The 20,972-nt window shown below is 52.8% G+C and carries 24 protein-coding genes and 2 pseudogenes; 19 read left to right on the top strand and 7 right to left on the bottom strand.

The genetic code is table 11. The annotated features are described in order from the left end of the window. Positions 1–138 precede the first annotated feature (138 nt). From KDN35_RS01610 to KDN35_RS01690, 17 genes and pseudogenes are all read left to right on the top strand, one after another. Positions 139–726 carry a sigma-70 family RNA polymerase sigma factor gene (locus KDN35_RS01610; protein WP_304415335.1) on the top strand — a complete coding sequence of 196 codons (588 nt, stop codon included), beginning with the start codon at positions 139–141 and terminating at the stop codon, positions 724–726. Further along, a complete protein-coding gene (locus KDN35_RS01615) occupies positions 719–1,480 on the top strand; it encodes an anti-sigma factor (RefSeq protein ID WP_212131915.1) in 762 nt (253 codons plus the stop codon). The genes KDN35_RS01610 and KDN35_RS01615 overlap by 8 nt, the downstream gene beginning before the upstream one ends. 119 nt (positions 1,481–1,599) lie before the next feature. Then, the gene (locus KDN35_RS01620; RefSeq protein ID WP_171566957.1) at positions 1,600–1,938 is read left to right on the top strand and encodes a putative DNA-binding protein; all 339 of its coding nucleotides are present in this window, start codon (positions 1,600–1,602) and stop codon (positions 1,936–1,938) included. Between the two features lie 10 nt (positions 1,939–1,948). Beyond that, positions 1,949–3,358, top strand: coding sequence for a signal recognition particle protein (gene ffh, locus KDN35_RS01625; RefSeq protein WP_171566958.1), 1,410 nt, complete (start codon positions 1,949–1,951; stop codon positions 3,356–3,358). A 116-nt stretch (positions 3,359–3,474) separates the two neighbouring features. Continuing rightward, positions 3,475–3,747 (top strand): 30S ribosomal protein S16, encoded by a 273-nt coding sequence (gene rpsP / locus KDN35_RS01630; RefSeq protein WP_171566959.1) that lies wholly within the window; start codon positions 3,475–3,477, stop codon positions 3,745–3,747. Between the two features lie 23 nt (positions 3,748–3,770). Continuing rightward, complete coding sequence (locus tag KDN35_RS01635; protein ID WP_171566960.1) at positions 3,771–3,998, top strand: KH domain-containing protein; 228 nt, start codon at positions 3,771–3,773, stop codon at positions 3,996–3,998. A gap of 64 nt (positions 3,999–4,062) precedes the next feature. Further along, positions 4,063–4,479, top strand: a complete 417-nt coding sequence (locus KDN35_RS01640; protein ID WP_171566961.1) for a YlqD family protein — start codon at positions 4,063–4,065, stop codon at positions 4,477–4,479. 44 nt (positions 4,480–4,523) lie between these two features. Continuing rightward, entirely contained in the window at positions 4,524–5,042 is a 519-nt protein-coding gene (rimM, locus tag KDN35_RS01645) for a ribosome maturation factor RimM (protein ID WP_212131916.1), read from the top strand. A 13-nt stretch (positions 5,043–5,055) separates the two neighbouring features. After that, a complete protein-coding gene (gene trmD, locus KDN35_RS01650; RefSeq protein WP_212131917.1) occupies positions 5,056–5,808 on the top strand; it encodes a tRNA (guanosine(37)-N1)-methyltransferase TrmD in 753 nt (250 codons plus the stop codon). Positions 5,809–5,955: 147 nt separating this feature from the next. After that, entirely contained in the window at positions 5,956–6,303 is a 348-nt protein-coding gene (rplS, locus tag KDN35_RS01655) for a 50S ribosomal protein L19 (protein WP_029100188.1), read from the top strand. Between the two features lie 129 nt (positions 6,304–6,432). Beyond that, a complete protein-coding gene (gene lepB, locus KDN35_RS01660; RefSeq protein WP_171566964.1) occupies positions 6,433–6,990 on the top strand; it encodes a signal peptidase I in 558 nt (185 codons plus the stop codon). A 39-nt stretch (positions 6,991–7,029) separates the two neighbouring features. Further along, positions 7,030–7,920 carry a ribosome biogenesis GTPase YlqF gene (gene ylqF, locus KDN35_RS01665; RefSeq protein WP_212131918.1) on the top strand — a complete coding sequence of 297 codons (891 nt, stop codon included), beginning with the start codon at positions 7,030–7,032 and terminating at the stop codon, positions 7,918–7,920. Positions 7,921–8,011: 91 nt separating this feature from the next. Continuing rightward, positions 8,012–8,788, top strand: coding sequence for a ribonuclease HII (locus tag KDN35_RS01670; protein WP_171566966.1), 777 nt, complete (start codon positions 8,012–8,014; stop codon positions 8,786–8,788). Positions 8,789–8,846: 58 nt separating this feature from the next. Then, positions 8,847–10,793 (top strand): hypothetical protein, encoded by a 1,947-nt coding sequence (locus KDN35_RS01675; RefSeq protein WP_249178840.1) that lies wholly within the window; start codon positions 8,847–8,849, stop codon positions 10,791–10,793. After that, positions 10,790–11,083 carry an EscU/YscU/HrcU family type III secretion system export apparatus switch protein gene (locus tag KDN35_RS01680; RefSeq protein ID WP_171566968.1) on the top strand — a complete coding sequence of 98 codons (294 nt, stop codon included), beginning with the start codon at positions 10,790–10,792 and terminating at the stop codon, positions 11,081–11,083. The genes KDN35_RS01675 and KDN35_RS01680 overlap by 4 nt, the downstream gene beginning before the upstream one ends. Further along, on the top strand, positions 11,080–11,439 hold the full coding sequence (locus tag KDN35_RS01685; RefSeq protein WP_212131920.1) for a YraN family protein: 360 nt from the start codon (positions 11,080–11,082) through the stop codon (positions 11,437–11,439). Before KDN35_RS01680 ends, KDN35_RS01685 begins: the two co-directional genes overlap by 4 nt. 254 nt (positions 11,440–11,693) lie before the next feature. Further along, a pseudogene (locus tag KDN35_RS01690) lies at positions 11,694–12,758 on the top strand (YifB family Mg chelatase-like AAA ATPase); the annotation flags it as partial. Here KDN35_RS01690 and KDN35_RS01695 read toward each other — a convergent pair. Further along, positions 12,706–14,349: a recombinase family protein gene (locus KDN35_RS01695; RefSeq protein WP_249178841.1), complete on the bottom strand. Its 1,644-nt coding sequence runs from the start codon at positions 14,347–14,349 to the stop codon at positions 12,706–12,708. The pseudogene KDN35_RS01690 and the gene KDN35_RS01695 overlap by 53 nt on opposite strands. Positions 14,350–14,463: 114 nt before the next feature. Beyond that, positions 14,464–14,943 carry an ImmA/IrrE family metallo-endopeptidase gene (locus tag KDN35_RS01700; RefSeq protein WP_311837249.1) on the bottom strand — a complete coding sequence of 160 codons (480 nt, stop codon included), beginning with the start codon at positions 14,941–14,943 and terminating at the stop codon, positions 14,464–14,466. A 165-nt stretch (positions 14,944–15,108) separates the two neighbouring features. On the opposite strand from KDN35_RS01700, the gene KDN35_RS01705 reads away from it, so the two are divergent. Beyond that, the gene (locus tag KDN35_RS01705) at positions 15,109–15,543 is read left to right on the top strand and encodes a hypothetical protein (protein WP_212131923.1); all 435 of its coding nucleotides are present in this window, start codon (positions 15,109–15,111) and stop codon (positions 15,541–15,543) included. Positions 15,544–16,033: 490 nt separating this feature from the next. Here KDN35_RS01705 and KDN35_RS01710 read toward each other — a convergent pair whose 3' ends face one another. From KDN35_RS01710 to istA, 5 genes are all read right to left on the bottom strand, one after another. Continuing rightward, the gene (locus KDN35_RS01710; protein WP_212131924.1) at positions 16,034–16,417 is read right to left on the bottom strand and encodes an SMI1/KNR4 family protein; all 384 of its coding nucleotides are present in this window, start codon (positions 16,415–16,417) and stop codon (positions 16,034–16,036) included. A 480-nt stretch (positions 16,418–16,897) separates the two neighbouring features. Further along, positions 16,898–17,224, bottom strand: a complete 327-nt coding sequence (locus KDN35_RS01715; RefSeq protein ID WP_212131925.1) for a hypothetical protein — start codon at positions 17,222–17,224, stop codon at positions 16,898–16,900. 24 nt (positions 17,225–17,248) lie between these two features. Continuing rightward, positions 17,249–17,719 (bottom strand): hypothetical protein, encoded by a 471-nt coding sequence (locus KDN35_RS01720; protein WP_026557093.1) that lies wholly within the window; start codon positions 17,717–17,719, stop codon positions 17,249–17,251. A gap of 904 nt (positions 17,720–18,623) precedes the next feature. Then, positions 18,624–19,406, bottom strand: a complete 783-nt coding sequence (istB, locus tag KDN35_RS01725; RefSeq protein WP_481752763.1) for an IS21-like element helper ATPase IstB — start codon at positions 19,404–19,406, stop codon at positions 18,624–18,626. Then, a complete protein-coding gene (istA, locus tag KDN35_RS01730) occupies positions 19,406–20,647 on the bottom strand; it encodes an IS21 family transposase (RefSeq protein ID WP_212131927.1) in 1,242 nt (413 codons plus the stop codon). The genes istB and istA overlap by 1 nt, the downstream gene beginning before the upstream one ends. Before the next feature lie 89 nt (positions 20,648–20,736). Between istA and KDN35_RS01735 the strand changes: the two are divergent. Further along, positions 20,737–20,900, top strand: a pseudogene (locus KDN35_RS01735) (transposase); the annotation flags it as partial. Positions 20,901–20,972 lie beyond the last annotated feature (72 nt).

Consider the following 20,972-nt stretch of genomic DNA (forward strand, 5'->3'; position numbering starts at 1 on the left):
CGGATTTGTCGGCTGGCAAAATTTTTGCTTTCGGCTGGGCCCGGTCAGGGCAATCGCTGCTGCACCCAATTGCGCATGGGCGCCTTTTTTGTTACAAGAAAATTGGGAAAGAGGCATCGGCTAAGGGGGAGGAAGGGCGTGTCGAAACAACACCTGGAAGGGGAGCGCCTGCTCATGGAAATGGGACGCGGCTCACGGGCGGCGTTGGAAGCCTTTTACGAACGGTACGCCGCTTTCGTCTACCGCATCGCTTTGCGGATGCTGCACGATCCCATGGAGGCGGAGGACTTGTGTCACGACATTTTTCTCGAAGCCTACCGGACAGCGGCGCAGTACGACCGGCAGCGGGGCAGTGTCGAGGCGTGGCTCGCGGTAAAAACCAGGTCGCGCTGCATGGACCGCCTGCGCAGGATTCAGGCCAGCCAGCAGCGGGAACAGACGGCGGCCACCCACCAGCTGCAGGATGACTCGGTGGAAGAATCGGTCTTGGCAAAGCTGGAACGAGAAACGGTGCGAAACGTGCTGAACCGCATTCCCGAAGCGCAGCGGCAGGCGGTTTACGGGGCCTATTTTCAGGCGAAAACCCATCGGGAGCTGGCTGAAATCATGGCCCGGCCGATTGGAACGATCAAGTCGCTGATACGCTACGGCTTGCACAACCTGCGAAAGCAGTTGGCGGAGACGGGATGGCACGGAAGCGGCAAGGGAGGCGATAAGCGTGGCTGACAAGCATTGCGGCGTGTACGAGGAAGACGTGATCGACCTGGTGCTCGGCAAACACTCCGCTGAGCGCAGCGAGGAACTGGCGCGGCATCTGCAACACTGTTCCCGCTGTGCCGCACTGCATCGCGAGTGGGCGGTAATTCTGGACAGTAGCGGTGAAGTCGGAGCACCCGCTGAACGCCTTCAGCCAGCGCAGGAAACGAAACCCTCGCCCCGGCTGAAAACGCGGCTGCTTCGCTCCATCGACATGAACAACAGGCTGCCGCGCCGGCGTGCAGCGGCCCTGTCCTCAGCGGCGGCCTGCGTTCTGCTGGCGGCCATGGCTTTCGTCCCGCTGCGAGGAGACGAGATGGAGCGGGCAGAGCCGTCACCGGTTTTTATCAGTGAACCTGCCACCTCCCTGTTCCTTACGCAAAACCGGATCGTCAACGACCCGAAAACAGTGCTGCATCAGGCGGTGCCCGTGATGCGGACCAACGTCAGGGGATATGTCTGGATCAACGACATGTCCAACGAACTGCTGATCCTGGCGGAAGGACTGGACCCGCTGGAAGAGAAGGATTATCAGGTCTGGTTTATCATCGGAGACAGCAGGGCAAACGCAGGTGTGTTACAATGGAAGGGACGGATGGCACACCTGTATGTCCACGACGGCGATATCCGCCGGGTCACGAACATCGCCGTCAGCATCGAACCGAAAGGGGGCAGTTTTTCCCCAACCGGTCCGGAGGCGATGATTGTGAACATTCGTCCGTAATCTGTGTCAATAAAAAACCTTGACAGTGCATGGAGAATTGGGTAGTATAGTTATCGTGCTGTAAAGGAGAATCACTTTACAGGACATAATCGAGTACCTCTCAGCAAAGGATTGGTTTCATGCTGGAGAAGACCAATCAGGTAAATCTCTTGTTCGACTTTTACGCGCCGCTCTTGAAAGGCAAGCAGCGTGAATATCTGGAGCTGTACTATCTGGATGATTTGTCGCTGGGAGAAATCGCCGAGATGCACGAAGTGAGCAGACAGGCGGTGTACGATCACATCAAGCGGGCGGAGCGGCAGTTGTTTGAGTACGAGGAAAAACTGCTGTTGGCCGCCAAGCACGAACAGCGCCAGGCTCTTCTGGAACGCATCCGGCGGATTGTGGAAGAGCTCGCGGACGGCGAGGCAAGAGAGGAACTGCAAGCTTTGCTCCACCAACTGTCGGAGATGGATTAGGAGGGCTCGCATGGCATTTGAAAACTTGACCAGTCGGCTGCAGAACGCATTTGACAAACTGCGCGGCAGAGGCAAGATTGACGAAACCGTCGTCAATGAAGCGATGCGCGAAGTTCGTCTGGCCCTGCTGGAAGCCGACGTCAACTTTAAAGTCGTCAAAGACTTTATCGCGCGCGTCAAGGAGCGCGCTGTCGGGCAAGAGGTGCTGAAAAGCCTGACGCCCGGCCAGATGGTCATCAAAATCGTCAACGAAGAGCTGATCGAACTGATGGGCGGACAAGTCGCCCAGCTGGCCGTCGCCAACCGGCCGCCGACCGTCGTGATGATGGCGGGGCTGCAGGGTGCCGGTAAGACGACCACGACCGGAAAACTGGCCAAGTATCTGCAAAAGCAGAACCGCAAACCGCTCCTGGTGGCGGCGGACATTTACCGTCCGGCGGCGATCAAGCAGCTGCAGGTGCTGGGCGAACAGTTGAACGTTCCGGTGTTCTCCCTCGGCGACCAGGTCAGTCCGGTGGAGATTGCCAGACAGGCGATCGAGCACGCCAAAGAGAACCATCTCGACTACGTGCTGATCGACACCGCCGGCCGGCTCCACATCGACGAAGCGCTGATGGAGGAGTTAAAGCAGGTTCGCGACGTGGCCAAGCCGGATGAAATTCTGCTCGTCGTCGACGCGATGACCGGTCAGGACGCCGTCAACGTGGCAGAAAGCTTCAACAGCCAGCTCGAACTGACTGGCGTGGTGCTCACCAAGCTGGACGGCGACACGCGCGGCGGTGCAGCATTGTCCGTCAAGGCCGTCACCGGCAAGCCGATCAAGTTTGCGGCGATGGGCGAAAAGCTGGACGCGCTGGAACCCTTCCACCCGGATCGGATGGCATCGCGGATTCTCGGGATGGGCGACGTGCTCAGCCTGATCGAAAAGGCGCAGGCGGCAGTTGACGAGGAAAAGGCGCGGGAAATGGAGAAGCAGATGCGTCAAGGGGAGTTCACCTTTGACATGTTTCTCGAATCCATGCAGCAGCTGCGCAACCTGGGCCCGTTCGAAGACATTCTCGGCATGCTGCCGGGCATGAACAAGCTGAAGGGCCAGCTCAAGGTGGATGAAAAGCAGATTGCCCGCATCGAAGCGATCGTCAAGTCGATGACGAAAGCGGAGAGGGCCAACCCCGAGCTGCTGAACGCCAGCCGACGCAAGCGGATTGCGGCCGGAAGCGGCACGTCGATCCAGGAAGTGAACCGGTTCATCAAGCAGTTCGAAGAAATGAAGAAGATGATGAAACAGTTCACCGGCGTGGCCGACAAGATGAAAAAGAAGGCGAAGAAAAAAGGCTTTGGCCTTCCGTTTCTGGGCAAGGGCGGCGGCAATCCGGGAGGCATGAACTTCCCGTTCAACTTCAAGCCCCCGTTCAAGTGATGTTGTATGATCTCTTCGCGCCCTGCTTTAAGCAGGTGACGCGATGGTTCAGATAAATAGTGACGCCAACGCGACAAGTTGACCGTTGCGTTGATTCATACAGGAGGTGAAACAGCATGGCAGTAAAAATCCGTCTGAAGCGCATGGGTTCCAAGAAAGCCCCGTTCTACCGCGTGGTAGTGGCTGACTCCCGTTCTCCGCGCGACGGCCGTTTCATCGAGGAAATCGGTTACTACAACCCGGTTGCACAACCGGCTGTGGTGAACATCGATACCGAAAAAGCGGTGAAATGGATCCTGAACGGTGCAGCTCCGACTGACACGGTTCGCAACCTGCTGTCCAAAGCAGGCGTTCTGGCGAAAGTACACGAAAGCAAATTCGGCAAGTAAGCCGGTCATCCGGAGGTCCGATGATGAAAGCACTGGTCGAAACGATCGCAAAGGCTCTCGTCGATCACCCTGATGACGTTCGTGTAAACGCTGTGGAAAAAGAGCGCACAATCGTCTACGAACTGTCGGTGCACCCCGATGACATGGGGAAGATCATTGGCAGACAGGGACGAATTGCCAAGGCGCTGCGCTCCGTCGTGATCGCCGCCTCCGTCAATACGGATAAGCGGGTCACGGTTGAGATTGTCTGAGAAAAAGGCTGGGAGCTGTCCCAGTCTTTTTTGATGCTGGCAGCCTTCGAAAGGAGTGTCGGACGTGCTTACCATTTTGCGTACGGTTCAGGTGAAGGTGATCATGACGGAAGCATCCCGCGCCGCATTGGTGGAACAGTACCGCCAACAGATCCGGCGGCGGCAGGAAGAGTGGGAGCAGTGGCAGTTTCAGGCCAAAAAACTGCTCGCGGACGCCCGCAAGCGATCCCCCGAGGCGCTTGAGTTTGTGCAGGAGCGGATCGCCCGGGAGGAACGGCAGCGCAAGGAAAAGTTGGAGCAGCTCCAGTTTCAGCTCCGGCAGGCGGAGAACCTGCCGGAGGGCAGCGAGATTGAATATGCGACTGTGCAAAGTCCCGTCCAGATTCGCGTCGGAGATGTGTGGGATGAAATCATGTCTGGAACGGAAATCATGGTAAAAGACGGACGGATTTGCGAGATTCGTCAATCGGCCCGTCAATAGTTGATGCGCCCGCACATCATCCCCACGAAAGGAGGAGAAGGAGCGTGAGCCAAACGCGTTACTACACCGTGGGAAAAGTGGTCAACACTCACGGGCTGCGGGGAGAGGTCAAGGTGATTTCCACCACTGACTTCCCCGACGTGCGCTTCCGCAAAGGGAGCGAACTGTATCTGTTTCATCCGTTGCTGGCGGAGCCGTTGAAGCTGACGGTGGCCTCCCGCCGTTCCCACAAGGGGACCGAACTCATCAGCTTCCACGGCTATCCGTCAATCAACGACGTGGAAAAGTTCAAGGGCGGCGAACTGAAGATTCCCGAAGAGGCGCTCCTGGAACTGGAAGAGGACGAGTATTACATCCACCAGCTGGTCGGCTGCCAGGTATTCACCGACGAAGGGGAAGAACTGGGCAGGATCGTGGACGTGCTGCAGCCGGGCGCAAATGATGTGTGGGTGGTAAAAGGAAAGCGCGGCGAAATTTTGCTGCCGTTTATCGACGACTGTATCAAGGAAGTGGACATCGCCGGCAAGCGGGTCGTCTGCCACCTGATGGAAGGCCTGCTGTGAAGGGGGACGGATGGTGAAGATCGACATTTTGACGCTCTTCCCGGAGATGTTTGACGGCGTCCTCAACAGCAGTATCCTGGGGAAAGCGCAGGAGAAGGGGATCGTCCAATTTCAGGTGATCAACTTTCGCGATTACTCCGAAAGCAAGCACGGCACCGTTGACGACACGCCCTACGGCGGGGGAGGTGGCATGGTGCTGAAGCCGGAGCCGATCTTTCGCGCCGTGGAGGCCGTGGCTGGCGACGCGAAGCCGCGGGTCATCCTGATGTGCCCCCAGGGCCGGTCGTACGACCAAAAGATGGCAGAGGAGCTGGCCGGGGAGGAGCACCTTGTATTCATCTGCGGCCACTATGAAGGTTACGATGAACGCATCCGGCAATACCTGGTCACGGACGAAATTTCGATCGGCGACTACGTGCTGACGGGCGGAGAGCTTGCGGCAATGGTGGTGATCGACAGCGTCGTCCGGCTGCAGCCGGGGGCGCTGGGCAATCAGTCGTCGGCGGAGAAGGATTCGTTTACCACCGGCTTGCTGGAGTATCCGCACTACACCCGTCCGGCGGAGTTTCGCGGGTGGAAGGTGCCGGACATCCTGCTCTCCGGCCACCACGCCAATATCGAGCGCTGGCGGCTGAAGGAATCGCTGCGCAGGACCAGAGAACGCAGGCCCGATCTGCTGGAAAAGGGCGAGCTGCCCGATGAGTGGAAAGCACTTCTGGCCGAGCTTGAGGAAGAGGAAAAAAATTCGGGTTCCGAATCGGAATAGCACTTGTGGATTCATGTCCAGTGTGATAATATACTTCTTGTGGCAATTTTGCCCGCTGACTAAGGCGGTCCGCTACCCGGATTTCAGCGTAATGCTGGGTTTTGTGAGGACGGGTATGAACGTCTGAGCGGAAGGAGGGAATTGAGGATGAACCAAGTGATCCGTGAATTGGAAAAAGAACAAATGAAACAGGACATTCCTGCGTTCCGGCCTGGTGACACGGTACGTGTTCACGTAAAGGTTATCGAGGGTCAGCGCGAGCGTATTCAGCTGTTTGAAGGCGTTGTGATCCGTCGTCGCGGCACGGGTGTGAGCGAAACGTTCACCGTTCGTAAGGTTTCTTACGGTGTTGGTGTTGAGCGTACGTTCCCGCTGCACACGCCGAAGATCGACAAGATTGAGGTTGTACGCCGCGGTAAAGTTCGTCGCGCGAAGCTGTACTATCTGCGCGATCGCGTGGGCAAAGCTGCTCGCATCAAGGAAATTCGCAAATAATCGCATGTTATGCATACAAAGGGGGTCTGGTTTGCTTGCCAGCCCTCTTTTTCCCATTATTCCATGCATACACGGACGCATTCCCTGAATCGGGCGTCCGCCAAGGCAAAATGCGGGAGGATCGGACCCATGAGCGAAGAAGTTACCTCCAGCCGCGCCAAAAACGAGACGTGGGAATGGATCAAGGCGCTCGGCATAGCCATCGCATTAGCGTTTCTCATCCGTACCTTCCTGTTCGCCCCGTTCATCGTCGAAGGCGAATCCATGGAATCGACGTTACATAACAACGAAAAACTGGTGGTCAACAAGGCGATCTACCACCTGACGCAACCGAAGCGCGGCGACATCATCGTGTTTCACGCGGAAGAAAGCCGCGATTACATCAAACGGGTTATCGCAGTCGCGGGAGACACGGTGGAGGTGCGCAACGACCAACTCCTGGTCAACGGAAAACCGGTGGACGAGCCGTACCTGGCCAAAAACCGGGAAGAGGCGGCAAAACTGGGCGTTCCGCTGACCAATGACTTTGGACCGATCCAAGTGGGAGAAGGCGAGATTTTCGTGCTTGGGGACAACCGTCTGAACAGCCATGACAGCCGGGCGATCGGCCCGATCAAACTGGACAAGGTCGTGGGACGGGCGGAATTCGTTTTCTGGCCGCTCTCCCAGTTCCGGCTGGCCCGCTGACGACTCCCTTTATCACACACCCGAGGCAGGTGAGACATCATGACGATTCAGTGGTTCCCTGGCCACATGGCAAAGGCCCGCAGACAAGTTACGGAGAGACTGAAGCAGATAGACGTGGTAATCGAACTGCTGGACGCCCGTCTCCCGCTTTCCAGCCGCAATCCGATGATTGACGAGATCATCAGCGGAAAACCCCGACTGATCCTGCTCAACAAGGCCGATCTGGCCGACAGCAAGGTAACGGAAGAGTGGATCAGCTACTTTCGCGAGCAGGGCATCCGCACCCTGCCCATTGACGCCCTGAGCGGAAAAGGCGTGGGCAAGCTGCCGGAGATGTGCCGGGAACTGGCGGGAGAAATGCTGGCCAAGCGGGCGGAGAAGGGCATGCAGGCACGGGCTGTACGGATCATGATCCTCGGCATTCCCAACGTCGGCAAGTCGTCCCTGATCAACCGGCTGGCGAAGCGCTCCGTGGCGCAGACCGGAGACCGTCCCGCAGTGACGAAAGCCCAACAGTGGGTGAAAATGGGCGACACGCTCGAGTTGTTGGATACCCCTGGCATCCTCTGGCCCAAGTTTGAAGATCAAATGGTGGGACTGCGGCTGGCGGCGAGCGGGGCGATCAAGGACGAGCTGATCGATTTTACCGACGTGGCCCTGTTCGCCATCAGCTACATGATGCACTACTACCCGGAGCGGCTGAAGGAGCGCTTCAAACTGCAAACGCTCCCGAACGACCGGGTGGAGATGCTGGGGGAGATCGGGAAAAAGCGGGGGTGCCTGGCATCCCGCGGAGAGATTGACTACGACAAGGCGGCCGAGCTGTTTCTGCGCGACCTGCGCTCGGGCAAACTGGGACCCGTTTCTCTGGAACGCCCCGCCGATTGGGAAATGGAGGAGCCGATCGGAAAGCCGCCCTCTCTGTCCTGAAGGAGCTCGGAAAACCTGTCTATCCACAGCGGATAGGCGGGTTTTTCCTTTCAAACGGACACATTTTGGATACATAAGGAGAAAGCCGTCAATGAATCTCGCGGAACTGTCGATAAAGGAAATACGGGAGCTTATCGAAAAAATGGACGAGCCCCGCAAAGATTTTTTAGAATGGTTGCGTCAGGACAGCCGAAAAGGCGTACAGGATTTGGCGCGCAAGCTGGAAGAGAAAATGGCCCGGCAGGCCAGACTGGCGAAACAGTGGGAAGAGATGACGCAGGTGGAGCGAGCCCTGCGGGAGGAAGGTCACGTGCACCTCTTCGGCATTGACGAAGTGGGTCGCGGCCCGCTGGCAGGGCCGGTCGTCGCCTGTGCCGTCTGCCTGCCGGCTGATTTTTACCTGCCGGGGCTGAACGATTCAAAGAAATTGCCCCCATCCGTACGGGAAGGATTTGCTGACGTAATCAGACGGGACGCATTGGCAGTCGGCATCGGAATCGTGTCTGCCGAGCGGATTGACGAGATCAACATTCTGGAAGCGACGCGTGAAGCAATGCGCTTGGCGATCCAGGATGCGGCGATAAAACCGGACGTATGCCTGATCGATGCCGTACAGCTACCCGGTCTGCCCTATAAACAACTGCCGATCATCGGCGGGGACAGCAAAAGTGTGTCCATCGCCGCCGCCTCCGTCGTCGCCAAGGTGACGCGCGACCGGCTGATGGCGGAATACGCCGAGCAGTACCCCCAATACGGTTTTGACAAAAATGCCGGCTACGGAACGGCGGAACATCTGGCTGCCCTTCAGCAGTACGGGCCGTCGCCGATTCACCGGCGCACGTTTACAGGGGTGAAGGAGCGGGCTTGAGAGGCGTTCCCGTCCGGGTAACAAAGGAGGAAGTTTGCCCATGTTTTCCCCCTCGCAAATGATACAGTCGCTTGTTCAACGCGCTCAGGTCTCCGCGCCCAAACCGATCGAGCTCACACCGGGTCAAGTCTTTATCGGCACTGTGCAACGAACCTACCCCGACAACATGGCGCTGGTCCAGATCGGCGGCATGCAGGTCCAGGCCAGACTGGAGGCCAATCTGGAAGCAGGACAGAGAGCGTGGCTGCAGGTGCAGCCGTCAGCCGGAGTGGTCACGTTGAAAGTGCTGGGAACGACACGGGACGGAGGAGCAGCGGACGCATCGCTGGAAGGGCTGATCCGCTCATTGGGTCTCAACGACACGAAGGAGACTCGGGCGATCGTGCAGGAGCTGGTGCGGGCCAAACTGCCGGTCACCCGCGAGACGGTGCAGGCGTTCACAGCCGTCGCGCAGCGCCTGGGCATGCACAAGGAGACTGTGGACGCTTTTCTTCTCGCGGTAAAACGCAGCTTGCCGCTGACGCCTGATGTTGTAGCCGGACTGCGTGCCTTTTTGTCGAAACAGCCGATCAGTCAGGCGATTCAGGCATTTGTAGCGCAGGCAGAGCAATTTTTACAGACGCACGGGGAGCGTGCGGGAGGACAGGCGGGCAAGCATGGATCGGCCGCGGCGTCTTTCGCTCCGTCCTCGTCAGCTGCTGCTCCGCTCCTTACCCTGGTCAGCCAGTTAAAACAGGCGGTGGCCGGTTTGGCGGTGCTGCTGCCCGATCACCAGGGGGCGGACGAACTGATGGTCCAGCGTGAAACCGCACAGCCTTCGGCGGGGACAGCGAATGCGGCCGGGACAAACGGAAAGGGGCAGGCACCGCTTCCAACCATTGCTGCGGGTAGTACCGTTCAGCCAGCCCCCCATGCAAACACTGCCATCACCGGCACAAGCACGACAATCGGAAAGGAAGCTCTTCGGCAGGGGACTGTTTCAGACGGTTCTTTGACCGGGTCTGCCACTTTGGGTGGCGAGACCGCGAAGCTGGGAGAGGCGCTGGCGCAAAACGGACGTCAGCAAGGTGTTCAGCTGGCTAGCGGCAGCGGTCTGCCCGCGAAAGGAACCGCTGCTGATACAGCGTTACCCCGCAGCGGAGAGCAGACGGCTTCGGCAGCGACGTCAGCTCCGCACGGTGTGGGAGCGCCGAACACCGCTGCAGCGTCGACGGTCAACGGGGCAGCGCGAATGGCACATCCGGCTTTGGTCAATCAGGCAGCGGGAAGCAGCCAATCGTCTGTGCCGTCTGCGGCAAGCAGTGGTACAAACGGGACGAATGCAGCCGCTCCTGCTCAGACAGTTTCGGCGCATGGCCATCCGATTCAGGAGCTGTTTCAGCGCCTGGGGCTTGGGCACGAGCGTGATTTGATGGGTCGTGCGCTGGCTCACGGAATGGATGCCGCAGCCCAGCGGCAGTTGGACAGCGTGAAGGCGATGCTGCTGCAGCTTACTCAAGAGGCGGCCAACGCTGTACCCGCCGCGCTTCGCGACACCGCGGACGCACTGCTTCAGCACATCACCGGCCAGCAGTTGATGCTGGTGCAGCCCTCCAACCAGACGCTGTCGCAGGTGGTCATGCAGATTCCCATTCGGACGCAGCACGGGGATGAGACGGCGTATGTGCAGATTGAAGCCAAGAAGCGCGGAGGAGGTGAGCTGGACCCGGAAAACTGCCGCCTGTTTTTCCATCTGGAACTAAATCAACTCGGAACGACGATGCTTGACGTGGCTATTGTCAACCGAATTGTCAGCATCCAGCTTTTCAACAACACGTCGTGGGTGGAAGCACTGGCTCAGGACATGAAAGAGGACTTTGCCCGCCAACTTCATGAAATGGGATACCACTTGTCCGGACTCCGGGTTCAGGTCATTCCTGACAGCAAGCCCCAGGCGGCAGCTGCCGTTGCCGGAGGCAGAACCGGGTTTCTGACCGATTACAAGGGAGTGGACATTCGCGTATGAACGACGCCTCCGATGCGAAAGTGAAGCGCAAACAGGCGGTGGCGCTCCGCTACCAGGCCAAAACGATGGAAGCGCCCGTCGTCGTGGCCAAGGGAAAAGGCTATGTAGCGGACAACATTCTGAAAACTGCAAAGGAACACGGCATCCCTGTTCAGGAAGACCCCTCGCTGGTGGAAGTGTTGGGCAAATTGGACCTCAACCAGCAGATACCGCCCGAACTGTACCAGGTGGTGGCGGAAGTGCTCGCGTTTGTCTACCGCCTCGACAAGGGAGGGCGAAGCGGGCGATGAGCCACAGACGGCGTGCTCTCGGCCAGCGCGGCGAACAAATCGCTGCACTGTTTTTGCAGCAAAAAGGGTACCGCGTTATCGAACGGAATGTGCGCACACGGCAGGGGGAAATCGACCTGATCGCCTGGGATGGAGATGTTCTCGTATTCGTGGAGGTGCGTACGCGGACGAGCACGGCCTACGGCACGGCAGCTGAGTCGGTTACATGGCGCAAGCAGCGAAAATTGCGTGAACTGGCCCTCGCGTACCTGCAGCATTACGAAAAGTCGGTGCCGCGTTTTCGCTTTGACGTTGTGGCGATCTGCTGCCGCCCGGACCAATCGCCGGAGATCGAACACATCACTCACGCCTTTTGAAGCAAAACGGGCGCGAAATCGGCAGGGCACTGGGGATACGTCTACAGCAGATGCCTGTTAAGTCGCGTAGAATGTAGCATACTCGACGCGATGAAACTCCTCCAAGCACCATCACTTGGCCTTCCGGCTTACGCTGGAAGGCGCTTTTTTTGTGTGCACAGCCCGGTGTGAGTGTCCAATTTTCTTGCAGCGGGATGCTGTCTTTTCGTACGGTGAAGCTGAAGCAATGGGAGATGTAGTCGGGGGGATGTCAGATGTATGCACGCAGTTTTGCCGGTACTGTCTACGGTATTGACGGGATGCTCGTGGCGGTGGAAACAGACATCGCCAACGGATTGCCCCAGTTTGATCTGGTCGGGCTGGGCGGCTCCGCTGTGAAGGAAGCGCGCGACCGGGTGAGAGCGGCGCTGCGCAACGGCGGGTTTGATTATCCGATGCAGCGGATAACGGTCAATCTGGCACCTGCCGATCTGCGCAAGGAGGGATCAGGATTTGACCTGGCCATCGCGATCGGCATTTTGCAGGCTTCCAAACAAATCCCGCCGCGCCCGGAAGCCGTGCTGGTGCTTGGCGAACTGGCGCTGGACGGAACGCTGCGCCCGGTTTCCGGCGTGCTACCCATCTTGCTGGAAGCCAGAAAACAGGGCTTTACCCATGTGATCCTGCCGGAGGAAAACGCCGAGGAAGCGCGCCTGGTGGACATCTGCGTGCTTCCCGCCGCCAATCTGGCTGCTGCCATCGGATACTGGACGGGGGGACTGGAGCCGCCCGCGGCCGAATCGCGCCCCGCTCCTCAAAAATGCTCCGTGCATTCGCAGGCCAACCATTCAGACTTTGGCGATGTCTGCGGGCAGACGTTTGTCAAACGAGGCTTGGAAGTGGCGGCCGCCGGTTTTCACAACGTGCTGCTCGTCGGCCCTCCCGGTTCCGGCAAAACGATGCTCGCCACCTGTTTGCCCTCCATCATGCCGGACATGACCATGGACGAGTCGTATGACGTGACCAAGATTTACAGCATCGCCGGTCAGTTGACGCGAAACAGCGGTCTGATCCGCGAGCGGCCGTTCCGTTCGCCGCACCATACGATCACGGCAGCCGCCCTGATCGGGGGAGGCGGACAGATTCCGCGGCCCGGCGAGTGCAGTCTGGCTCACGGCGGCATTTTGTTTCTGGACGAGCTCCCGGAATTCTCCCGCCACGTCCTGGAGGTGCTCAGACAGCCGTTGGAAGCCGGCGTGGTGACGATCGGGCGTTCGAGACAGGTGTTTACATTCCCGGCCCGCTTTCTTCTTGTATCTTCGATGAATCCGTGTCCGTGTGAATAACATCTTTGGAAAACGAGTACTTGATGGTAACGGATGCGCGTGGTCGCTTGGTATGCTCATCGTGGATGGTATGGACCTGGATGGATTGGACGAGCGTTTTGACAATTTCCCGTTTCATCTCAAACGAAGGTTCGTCGGTCAACTTGTCCCGTAATTCGTGGAGTAATTGAATCGCGTTGGTTGTTTTCATGGCGTAATTCTGTTCTGCTTGCAATGAACTTTGTATATCACGCAAACGTTGTTCCAGGAGCTCTTTTTCTTGGTTGATTTTCTGAATCTGTTTTTCCAAGTCAGAAAAGGTGATGATGTTTTTTCGGAAGAGATCGAGAATGCTCTGTCGCTCGATGTCCTTGTCTTCGATTGCTTTCCGGATGATGGTACGTTCTGATTCCAGATCGTGTTTTTCTGCTTGTTTGGTTTTCAATGTTGCCGCAATCTCTTTAAGGGTTTCTCCAGGATGATGGATAAAGGTGAGGCAATCTTTCCACACCACGTCCTCGATCCAGTCTTGGGGAATGTTCTTGGATGGGCACTTTCCCTGCAACGGCCCCCGATATGCCTGTTTTCCCGTGCAGACATAATAGCCCCTCAAAGCTCTTTTACTTCCTCGATAGTTAGCGCCCACATAAGTTAAACCACAGCATTGACATTTCATTAGTCCACGCAACAAGTAACGATTTTTTGTATTTCGGAGAGCCTCAATCTGGTTATTTTTTAGCACCTGCTGAGCTTTCTCCCATGTTTCCACATCAACAATAGCCGGAACCTCACGCTCAATAATCTCACGTTTCCTATTGCTTCGTTTTCCGTACTGGTGCAGCCCTTTGTAGGTGGTATTGATAATGATGTTGCGAATTCGTGCTGGCCGCCAGATACCTGAGGTTTTCTCCTTCCGTTTCCCTCGTGTTACTTTCCGGTCATCTTTGGTATATGAAGTCGGAACACCTAGCGCGTTTAGGTAATCAGCAACCTTGATGCAGGAATGTCCCTGGTTGGCAATCATGTGGAAGATTAACCGGACGACTCCAGCTTCGCTCATGTCAGAGTGGGGGAGTGGATCTTCGTTAATCTCCAAAAATCCCTCGCGATTTACTCGATAACCATACGGAACAATGCCTCCAAGCCACTTGCCAGTACGTGCAGCTCGGTTGGCTCCATACCACATACGTTCCAGGATCGTTTCTCGTTCCAGGTCAGCAACACCGGCCAAGATCGTGAGGAGGAAACGGCCAGAAGGGTCTCCAGTGTCAAAGGGTTCGGTCATGGAACGGATTTTTACACCGTAGCCTTCTAATTCATGTACGGCGTTCAAAATGATACGCGCTGATCTGCCCAATCGGTCAAGCCGATAGATGAGGAGGAGATCGATCTGGCCGTTCTTAGCGTCCTCAAGAAGTTCTCGCCCCGCAGGTCGAGCATCCAGGGGAATGGTACCAGTTACACCGTCATCCTTGTACCACTTCACGATTTCAAGCTGGTGGAGGTCAGCATACTTTCGTGCGAACTCTAACTGGTTTTCTATTGTACCGCGTTCAGCTTGGTCGTCTGACGATACCCTCGCATAAACGGCTAATCGGTTCAACATAGTTATCACCTTGTTTCATTAAGTATGGGAATATATGTTCGATTTCGTTACCTAAATTAATTCCCCTGCTGGGGGAATTGGTCAAAAAATCTCTAGCAACATTTACCATACTTTTCAAGCTGAATTATAAATTTTTTCTTTGATCCGTCTCAACCTTTCCGCACACAACTCCGGAGTCACCATAAACCGGTCCGATAATACTTCAATAATTCCCGGCTGCTTAACATCAATAGCTGTAATCATATGTAAAGGCAACGCAGCATACCTTGTGAAATTCCGGGCATCCCACTCTTGAAGCTCTCGAAACGCTTTCGGCATCATAAATTGTCGTCCAGCATGACGGAGGATATGACAAAGCTCATGGTAAAAATGTTCCCGTTGAACTTTGACAGGAAGCCTTCTGTCTATGGTGATGCTCCTGAAACGTCCAAATTCGTACGACATTGAGGGGACGTCCTTATACACAAGAAAGATGTTTAAGGCTTTTGCGATTTGGGACTCTACTAAATCAATAGGCTCTCGAATACCGAGGGATAGATAGAATTGTGAGACCCACGATTCCAAAGGAGTAGGGGAATACGTAAGTTTCAACATCCTTCACCTCGACTGCGAATATGAGTTCGTTCTAAAGTCAAAAGTAGTTCAATTGAACTAATCGCATTATACTATTTTGTGTAAAATTTTGCTATATCCTGTCTGTTACTTAAATAAAGGGGAGCTAAGTAAAACCATTTGAAATGGTTAAATAGGTTGTGTATAATGGAACTGATTCTAAATAATGGGGGTATTTGGAAAATGGGTTTGGCACAAAAAGTTTTCCGTCCTGTTATTTTATTGATCTTGTCTGTTTATATTATTGGTAGTACAATGCTTGAAGGGTTTGTGTATTTTGTGATTGTAGATGATGTTAACCAGGGTGTAATACCATGGGATGAGTTTTGGGGCGTTTCAAAACTGACTGTAATTCGTTTTCTTTTAATGGCACTGGCTATATTTATCATCTACAGACTAAAAAGCAAACTGTTGTTTATCTTGCTTTTATGTATAACTCTTTTTGAATTCATAGTATTTCTTGGAGCAAATCACTTTATATTTTATCCGCCTTTAATATCCAATCTCTTACTGTCTATAATTTGTAGTGTAATATTAATAAAATATACGGAGCTTTTATTTCCAAAGGGGGAGTTAAACTAAAAATGTGAAGCTTTGAAATTACTGTCCTTGACTGCCCCCATAACGTGAGACAAATCAAAACACCTTCAAGAAATTGCATCCATTTCGTAAGATATGGAGACAACCTTGGAGGTGTTTTTTCTGTGGCTACGAGAGTAAGTTATCCTGCTGAAATCAAGTTAAGGCTGCTGAAATGAGGCTGGCAGGTGTACCCGTTGCGGAGTTAGCGATGGGAAAAAGATCACAGTAAAAGAAAGTCTTCAAATTGAGAAGATTGCGGAAACTAAACTCTTTTATTAAACAGCACGAGAACCAGCAACAAGAGTTCGGTGTATGGGGGAACTGATAGGGACGATCCAATATTTGCTGAACTATCCAGGATTAGCTCTTCCCCCATTCCCAATTCGTCAATGTTAGGGGGAAGAGTTACCGACTTCGTGAGAAGATGAGGACTGGAACCCACGAATCCCCCTTCCACCTGGCCAACAAAAAATCGCCGGGTGGGTCAATTCTAAACCGGCGATGGTGGGTCAAAATTAAGTCGGCGTTGACAGTGTCCGTAGAAAGTCCCCATGTGATACCAACTAGGGGGAAATGTATTGTCTCTACTAGCGTGATACTGCATTATCTCTTCGATTGAATGCAAACAAAACTGATGCGTTTCACTCATAAATAGAATAGCCCCATTGTGTATTGACAAAAAATCCTTGTAGCTGTTAGGCAATACCCATCCTGTTTTCTCTGTGATGGACTCGATTTCTTCTTTTGATGCAGGCTCATTCCACTGAAACTCCACATTAATCAAATCACCAGTATATTCTTCTTGAATGAGCGTATAGCCTTTGGATACTCTAACCTTGAATGAATCCAGTATTGGCACTATGTCTGGTTGCATGAATTTACCCTCCATAAGCGAACGCATAATGTGGGACATCTTACTGACATTTAATTTTTCAACTGCAACATAAAACAAGGCAGGTTGCAAACCTTGCCCTGTTACTCTTCATGAGATAATTTGAAAATAGTTACTGTTTCAAAATATAAATTCCTCATCTCATCTTCTTGTATACTTGGTTTAAGTTCTTTAAACCAATCTGCTTCTAAATCCTCATCATTAAGTACGTTTCTTCTCCAAAGGGACAATCCTCAATTTAGGAAAGGTATATGAGTAGCCTAATGAAGCATCTTCATTTCTATCATAAGGTGAAATCTTTAAACTCACTAGCGCTGCATAAACATAAAAGTAATGAACGGAACTACCTTTAGGTTGATGTTCCGTTCATTTTGTAAGTTTTTGGAATGATTAGGGTTTACACTTAATCCTGTTGTCTTTGCTAATGGATAAGGTTCTGTCTGTTATAGCTTGCGAGCTTGGCTATTTATATTCTTTCATAAATTCTGCAAGCTTCGCAAAATTACCTTGATTACGCATACCCTCAAACATTTGAGAAACCGATTCTCTTGTTAGCTGAAAGTTTGCAACCAAAGTGGTAATTATCAACTCATGAGTTATCTCAGGAGCATCAAGTATATGCACAAATTCTGGTGCTGTTTGACGTATTTTCCTGTCATAATCTTCGACAATCTTCTCGTTTGTCAGTTTATCTGAAATCAAATAAAGTAGGATGTTTAGTTTAGATTCTTGCTCAGATGTTAGATTTTGCTCTAATAACCAATCATAGTAGGTAAATTCCTGACTCAATCTGATTCCCCCTTGGTGATTTAACTAAGCAACGAACCAGAGCAACCAATCGACCGCAACAACAATCTCCTCGATTGTACCAGGGGAGAGTTTTGTATTCTCTCTTAGGAAGTTTCTTACTTGGTCTTTTACATAAGAAATAGCGTATTCTTCCGCTTCATCCCACCCTTTGCAAAGGTCGTCCAAGAAGTCGGCAATATTATCAGCCCATCTGCCGAATGCTCTAGCGGCAGTTGGGGAAAGCTTTGATATTGCTTTCTCTAGGGCATATCCACCATTTCTAATATAACTAGCGGCTAATTCTACACCTTCTTTTGTTATCTTCGTCTTCCAACCATAAGGCTCTACTTGTTGCGTCCCAACCTCAAAATTTGGTCCTGCTGTTGTGTACTGTGTTGAAGGTGCGGCTGACGCTGAGACTGGAATTGCTAGAGATACAGCCAATACAGACGTAGACAAAAGGCTTAAAACAGCTTTTTTGAAGAGTCTAAGCATAACAATACACCCCTATATATGCGTTATATTACACTTATAGTTTATTTTGGGGGAATTTGGTTGTAAATAGGACTAATGTCATGTGTTATCTGAATATAATAAGAGGTTGACAATTAGATTTTAGATTTAAGCATACAGAAAAAAGACAGGAACAAACCTGTCTTCAAACAATCAAAACCATTAATTTGAATCTGTACACGGTGAAATTTATTAGTGCTAAGTTTTGAGCGCAGTTGACACTTATAGGGGAGTCATCCATGCATGAAATCGAGCAGTACTGATACAGTAAAAACATGAAGAGAGAACTATAAAGAATAGATAAACGCTAAGAAGGCTGTGCAAAAGCAAATACTCATCTCGTTATTTGCAGAAATAACCATTAAATGCTGAATAGACTACCTTTACGTTCTAAAACGGTCTGCAATAGGGCTATTTTCGTTTTCGTTGGTTGGGGGGTATCACATTGCTCCTATACCTACATCATATCTCACAAGCCGATTCTGTGCGTCTGGTGACGTGATAGAGTCATGGATGCTCTGACTAATGTTTCAGAGATGTGGTAGCAACTGACTATTTTCGGACATCATACAATGACTGTTTGGAGGAGTGTAGCTGGTTAGATTCCTGAACCACATCTCATAAACCAGTTGGCATGTGGCTCAGACGGTCGAAGTGGGGTACTGGTATCGGCACAGACCATGATGCGAGTGCTTGTTCATCTGATGACGAAGATGGCTCAAAAGTGCCGTTGAACGCATTTAGTGAAGTGGAAGGTACTTTCTTTGTCTTTAACATTCATTTTCCTAATGTCAAGATCAAAAGAAAATTCCTCAAAAAAAATCAATCGAAAATTCCCCAGTAAGAGAGTATTTATACGCCCCTTAGGGGGCGGATATAGACAAGACTACCCGTTTGAGTTGTTTTCATCTTCTCCTGGTCGGAAGAATCCCGCCTTTTTCTTCTCCTTGATGCGGTAACTCTCCCCTTTGATGTTGATGGTGGTGGAATGATGCAGCAAACGATCCAGGATGGCTGTGGCCAGTATAGAGTCTCCAAAGATTTCTCCCCATGAACCATACGACTTGTTGGAAGTGAGGATGATAGAGCCGGTCTCGTATCGTTCGGAGATGATTTGGAAGAAGAAATGGGCTGCCGGTTCGTCCATCTTGCGATAGCCGATCTCATCGATGATCAAGAGACGCGGCTTGGTGTACATGCGAATTTTTTGTTTGATCGTATGGTTCTGATCGGCCTGCTGAAGCGTTTGCACGAGATCATGGGCGGTTGTAAAATACACCGTATACCGCTGCTTAATCGCCTCCAAAGCCAGTGCAACGGCCAAATGTGTTTTCCCCACACCGGGCGGGCCGAGGAAAATGGGATTCTCCTGGTGCTCGATAAACCGAAGGGTCGCCAGATCCCGGATTCGCCGTTCATCGATGGATGGTTGGAAACGAAAGTCGAATTGATCCAGGGTCTTGTGAAAGGGCAAGTTGGCTAGACGTGTCCGGGTCCGGATATACCGATCCCATTTTGCCGCCAACTCCTCCTGCAGCAGCTTGTCCAGAAATTCCAGATACGATATATTGTGTTTGGAAGCTTCTTCGGCGTGGTGGTGAAGCACCTCGGGAATGCGAGTCCATGCGAATTGGTGGAAGGCATCCTCAAGACGTTCTTGCAGCCCAATCATTGGAGCCTCACCGCCTCGTCGAGGAATTGTTCATACACGGATAAGTTTCGTTCCAGCACTTCAGGGGCTGGTCGGTCAACAAGTTTGGGCATTGGGGCAGGAACTCGATGTTGACCGGTTGGGCGCAGTCCTTCGAAGTGCTTTTTGTTGATGACCAGCTGCCCTTTTTGGACGGCCTTGGGATGTTCCGCGATGAGGATGTCTCCACTGTAAATCCGGATGTGTCCGTTCTTGTCGTCCTGGACATGCACGATTTGCCCCATAAAACGGAAGGGAACGGAGTAACGGTTAGCCTCAAACGATACCAGGCAGTCGGCTGATACCTTCCGAGCATGACGGTCGACGACCGCAAACGGCGTTGGGTTCATGGGTTTCAGCTTTTCCTCATGCCAGCGGTCAACCGGCCTGACGTGCGTGGTTCCATGAATCCTCACGTTAGCTACTTGATTCAACCACTCGCGTGCTTGGCGATTCAGATCGTCCAATCCGGTAAATGCCCGAACGCGCGGCCAAAAGTTCTTGCGAACATAGCCAATTCCGTTTTCGACCTTTCCTTTAGTGCGAGCGCGATAGGGCCGGCAGCTCGTAAGAAGGAAGCCGTGGTGGCTGGCAAATCGGGAAAAACGCTCATTCCAGACGGGATGGCCCTGTTCATCTCTGTCTTTCACAACGGTCTTCATGTTGTCGTACAGCATCACCTCCGTACCCCCTCCAAAATACTCAAAAGCCCGATGGTGACAACTGATGAGCGTATCCAACTTCTCATCTTCAGTGAACTCCAGATACATCATGCGAGAATAGCTGAGGACCATGACAAACGCATAGAGCCGTTTTGGTTTGCCGTGCCAGTCCACCGTAAACCGTCCCCAATCGACTTGGGCTTGGTATCCGGGATCTGTTTCAAATCGGACGGTGGTTTTGCTGATGACGGTGGGCCGGAACGGTTTCATGAAGACTCGCAGAGTGGTAATCCCACCGGTATACCCTTTTGCCTTGATTTCTTCCAGGATAACTCTCGCATTCAGGCAACCTTCCTCCATTCGGCGGCGAACGTAATCCTTGAACGGATCCAGCTTGCCGAGACGAGTGACCTTTCGCTGATAGGATTCAGGTTCCTTCTTGTTTAGCCACTTACGAATGGTTTTTCGATCCCTCCCCATTTCCTGCGCGATCCGAGTAATACTCATGCCACGTTTCCTCATCTCGTGAATCATGTAAAACTCCCCATTCTTTACCATAATTTCTCTCTCCTCCAAGGAGAGAGTCTGCGATGAAAATGGGGAATTTTCAACCGATTCTATTGGGGATTTTATCGCTGATCTTCACAATGGAGCGACTCAACGAAGAAATTCGCCTACGAGAACGTGTCATTCGCATGTTTCCTACCCGAGAATCGATTATTCGCCTCATCGAAGCTTTACTGATGGAGATTAACAAAAAAGGGTAAGCAGCAAAAAGTATCACAATATGGGAGAGTATGCGGAATGGTGAGAACCGCAGGCAACAACTTAGGAGTCTATATTGACTCGGATTGGCTAATTTACTTCTCTAACCGAGAGGAAT

It is taken from the genome of Brevibacillus sp. NL20B1, from assembly GCF_018195675.1.
GTDB lineage: Bacteria > Bacillota > Bacilli > Brevibacillales > Brevibacillaceae > Brevibacillus > Brevibacillus aydinogluensis.

Bases quoted from the DNA above. Each gene is read 5' to 3' on its own strand.
- KDN35_RS01675 (WP_249178840.1), top strand. From the start codon at position 8,847: ATGATACAGTCGCTTGTTCAACGCGCTCAGGTCTCCGCGCCCAAACCG.
- KDN35_RS01620 (WP_171566957.1), top strand. From the start codon at position 1,600: ATGCTGGAGAAGACCAATCAGGTAAATCTCTTGTTCGACTTTTACGCG.
- istA (WP_212131927.1), bottom strand. From the start codon at position 20,647: ATGGTAAAGAATGGGGAGTTTTACATGATTCACGAGATGAGGAAACGT.
- KDN35_RS01695 (WP_249178841.1), bottom strand. From the start codon at position 14,349: ATGTTGAACCGATTAGCCGTTTATGCGAGGGTATCGTCAGACGACCAA.
- KDN35_RS01705 (WP_212131923.1), top strand. From the start codon at position 15,109: ATGGAACTGATTCTAAATAATGGGGGTATTTGGAAAATGGGTTTGGCA.
- ffh (WP_171566958.1), top strand. From the start codon at position 1,949: ATGGCATTTGAAAACTTGACCAGTCGGCTGCAGAACGCATTTGACAAA.
- lepB (WP_171566964.1), top strand. From the start codon at position 6,433: ATGAGCGAAGAAGTTACCTCCAGCCGCGCCAAAAACGAGACGTGGGAA.
- KDN35_RS01710 (WP_212131924.1), bottom strand. From the start codon at position 16,417: ATGCAACCAGACATAGTGCCAATACTGGATTCATTCAAGGTTAGAGTA.
- KDN35_RS01700 (WP_311837249.1), bottom strand. From the start codon at position 14,943: ATGTTGAAACTTACGTATTCCCCTACTCCTTTGGAATCGTGGGTCTCA.
- rpsP (WP_171566959.1), top strand. From the start codon at position 3,475: ATGGCAGTAAAAATCCGTCTGAAGCGCATGGGTTCCAAGAAAGCCCCG.
- KDN35_RS01720 (WP_026557093.1), bottom strand. From the start codon at position 17,719: ATGCTTAGACTCTTCAAAAAAGCTGTTTTAAGCCTTTTGTCTACGTCT.
- KDN35_RS01680 (WP_171566968.1), top strand. From the start codon at position 10,790: ATGAACGACGCCTCCGATGCGAAAGTGAAGCGCAAACAGGCGGTGGCG.
- ylqF (WP_212131918.1), top strand. From the start codon at position 7,030: ATGACGATTCAGTGGTTCCCTGGCCACATGGCAAAGGCCCGCAGACAA.
- KDN35_RS01635 (WP_171566960.1), top strand. From the start codon at position 3,771: ATGAAAGCACTGGTCGAAACGATCGCAAAGGCTCTCGTCGATCACCCT.
- rplS (WP_029100188.1), top strand. From the start codon at position 5,956: ATGAACCAAGTGATCCGTGAATTGGAAAAAGAACAAATGAAACAGGAC.
- KDN35_RS01685 (WP_212131920.1), top strand. From the start codon at position 11,080: ATGAGCCACAGACGGCGTGCTCTCGGCCAGCGCGGCGAACAAATCGCT.
- KDN35_RS01670 (WP_171566966.1), top strand. From the start codon at position 8,012: ATGAATCTCGCGGAACTGTCGATAAAGGAAATACGGGAGCTTATCGAA.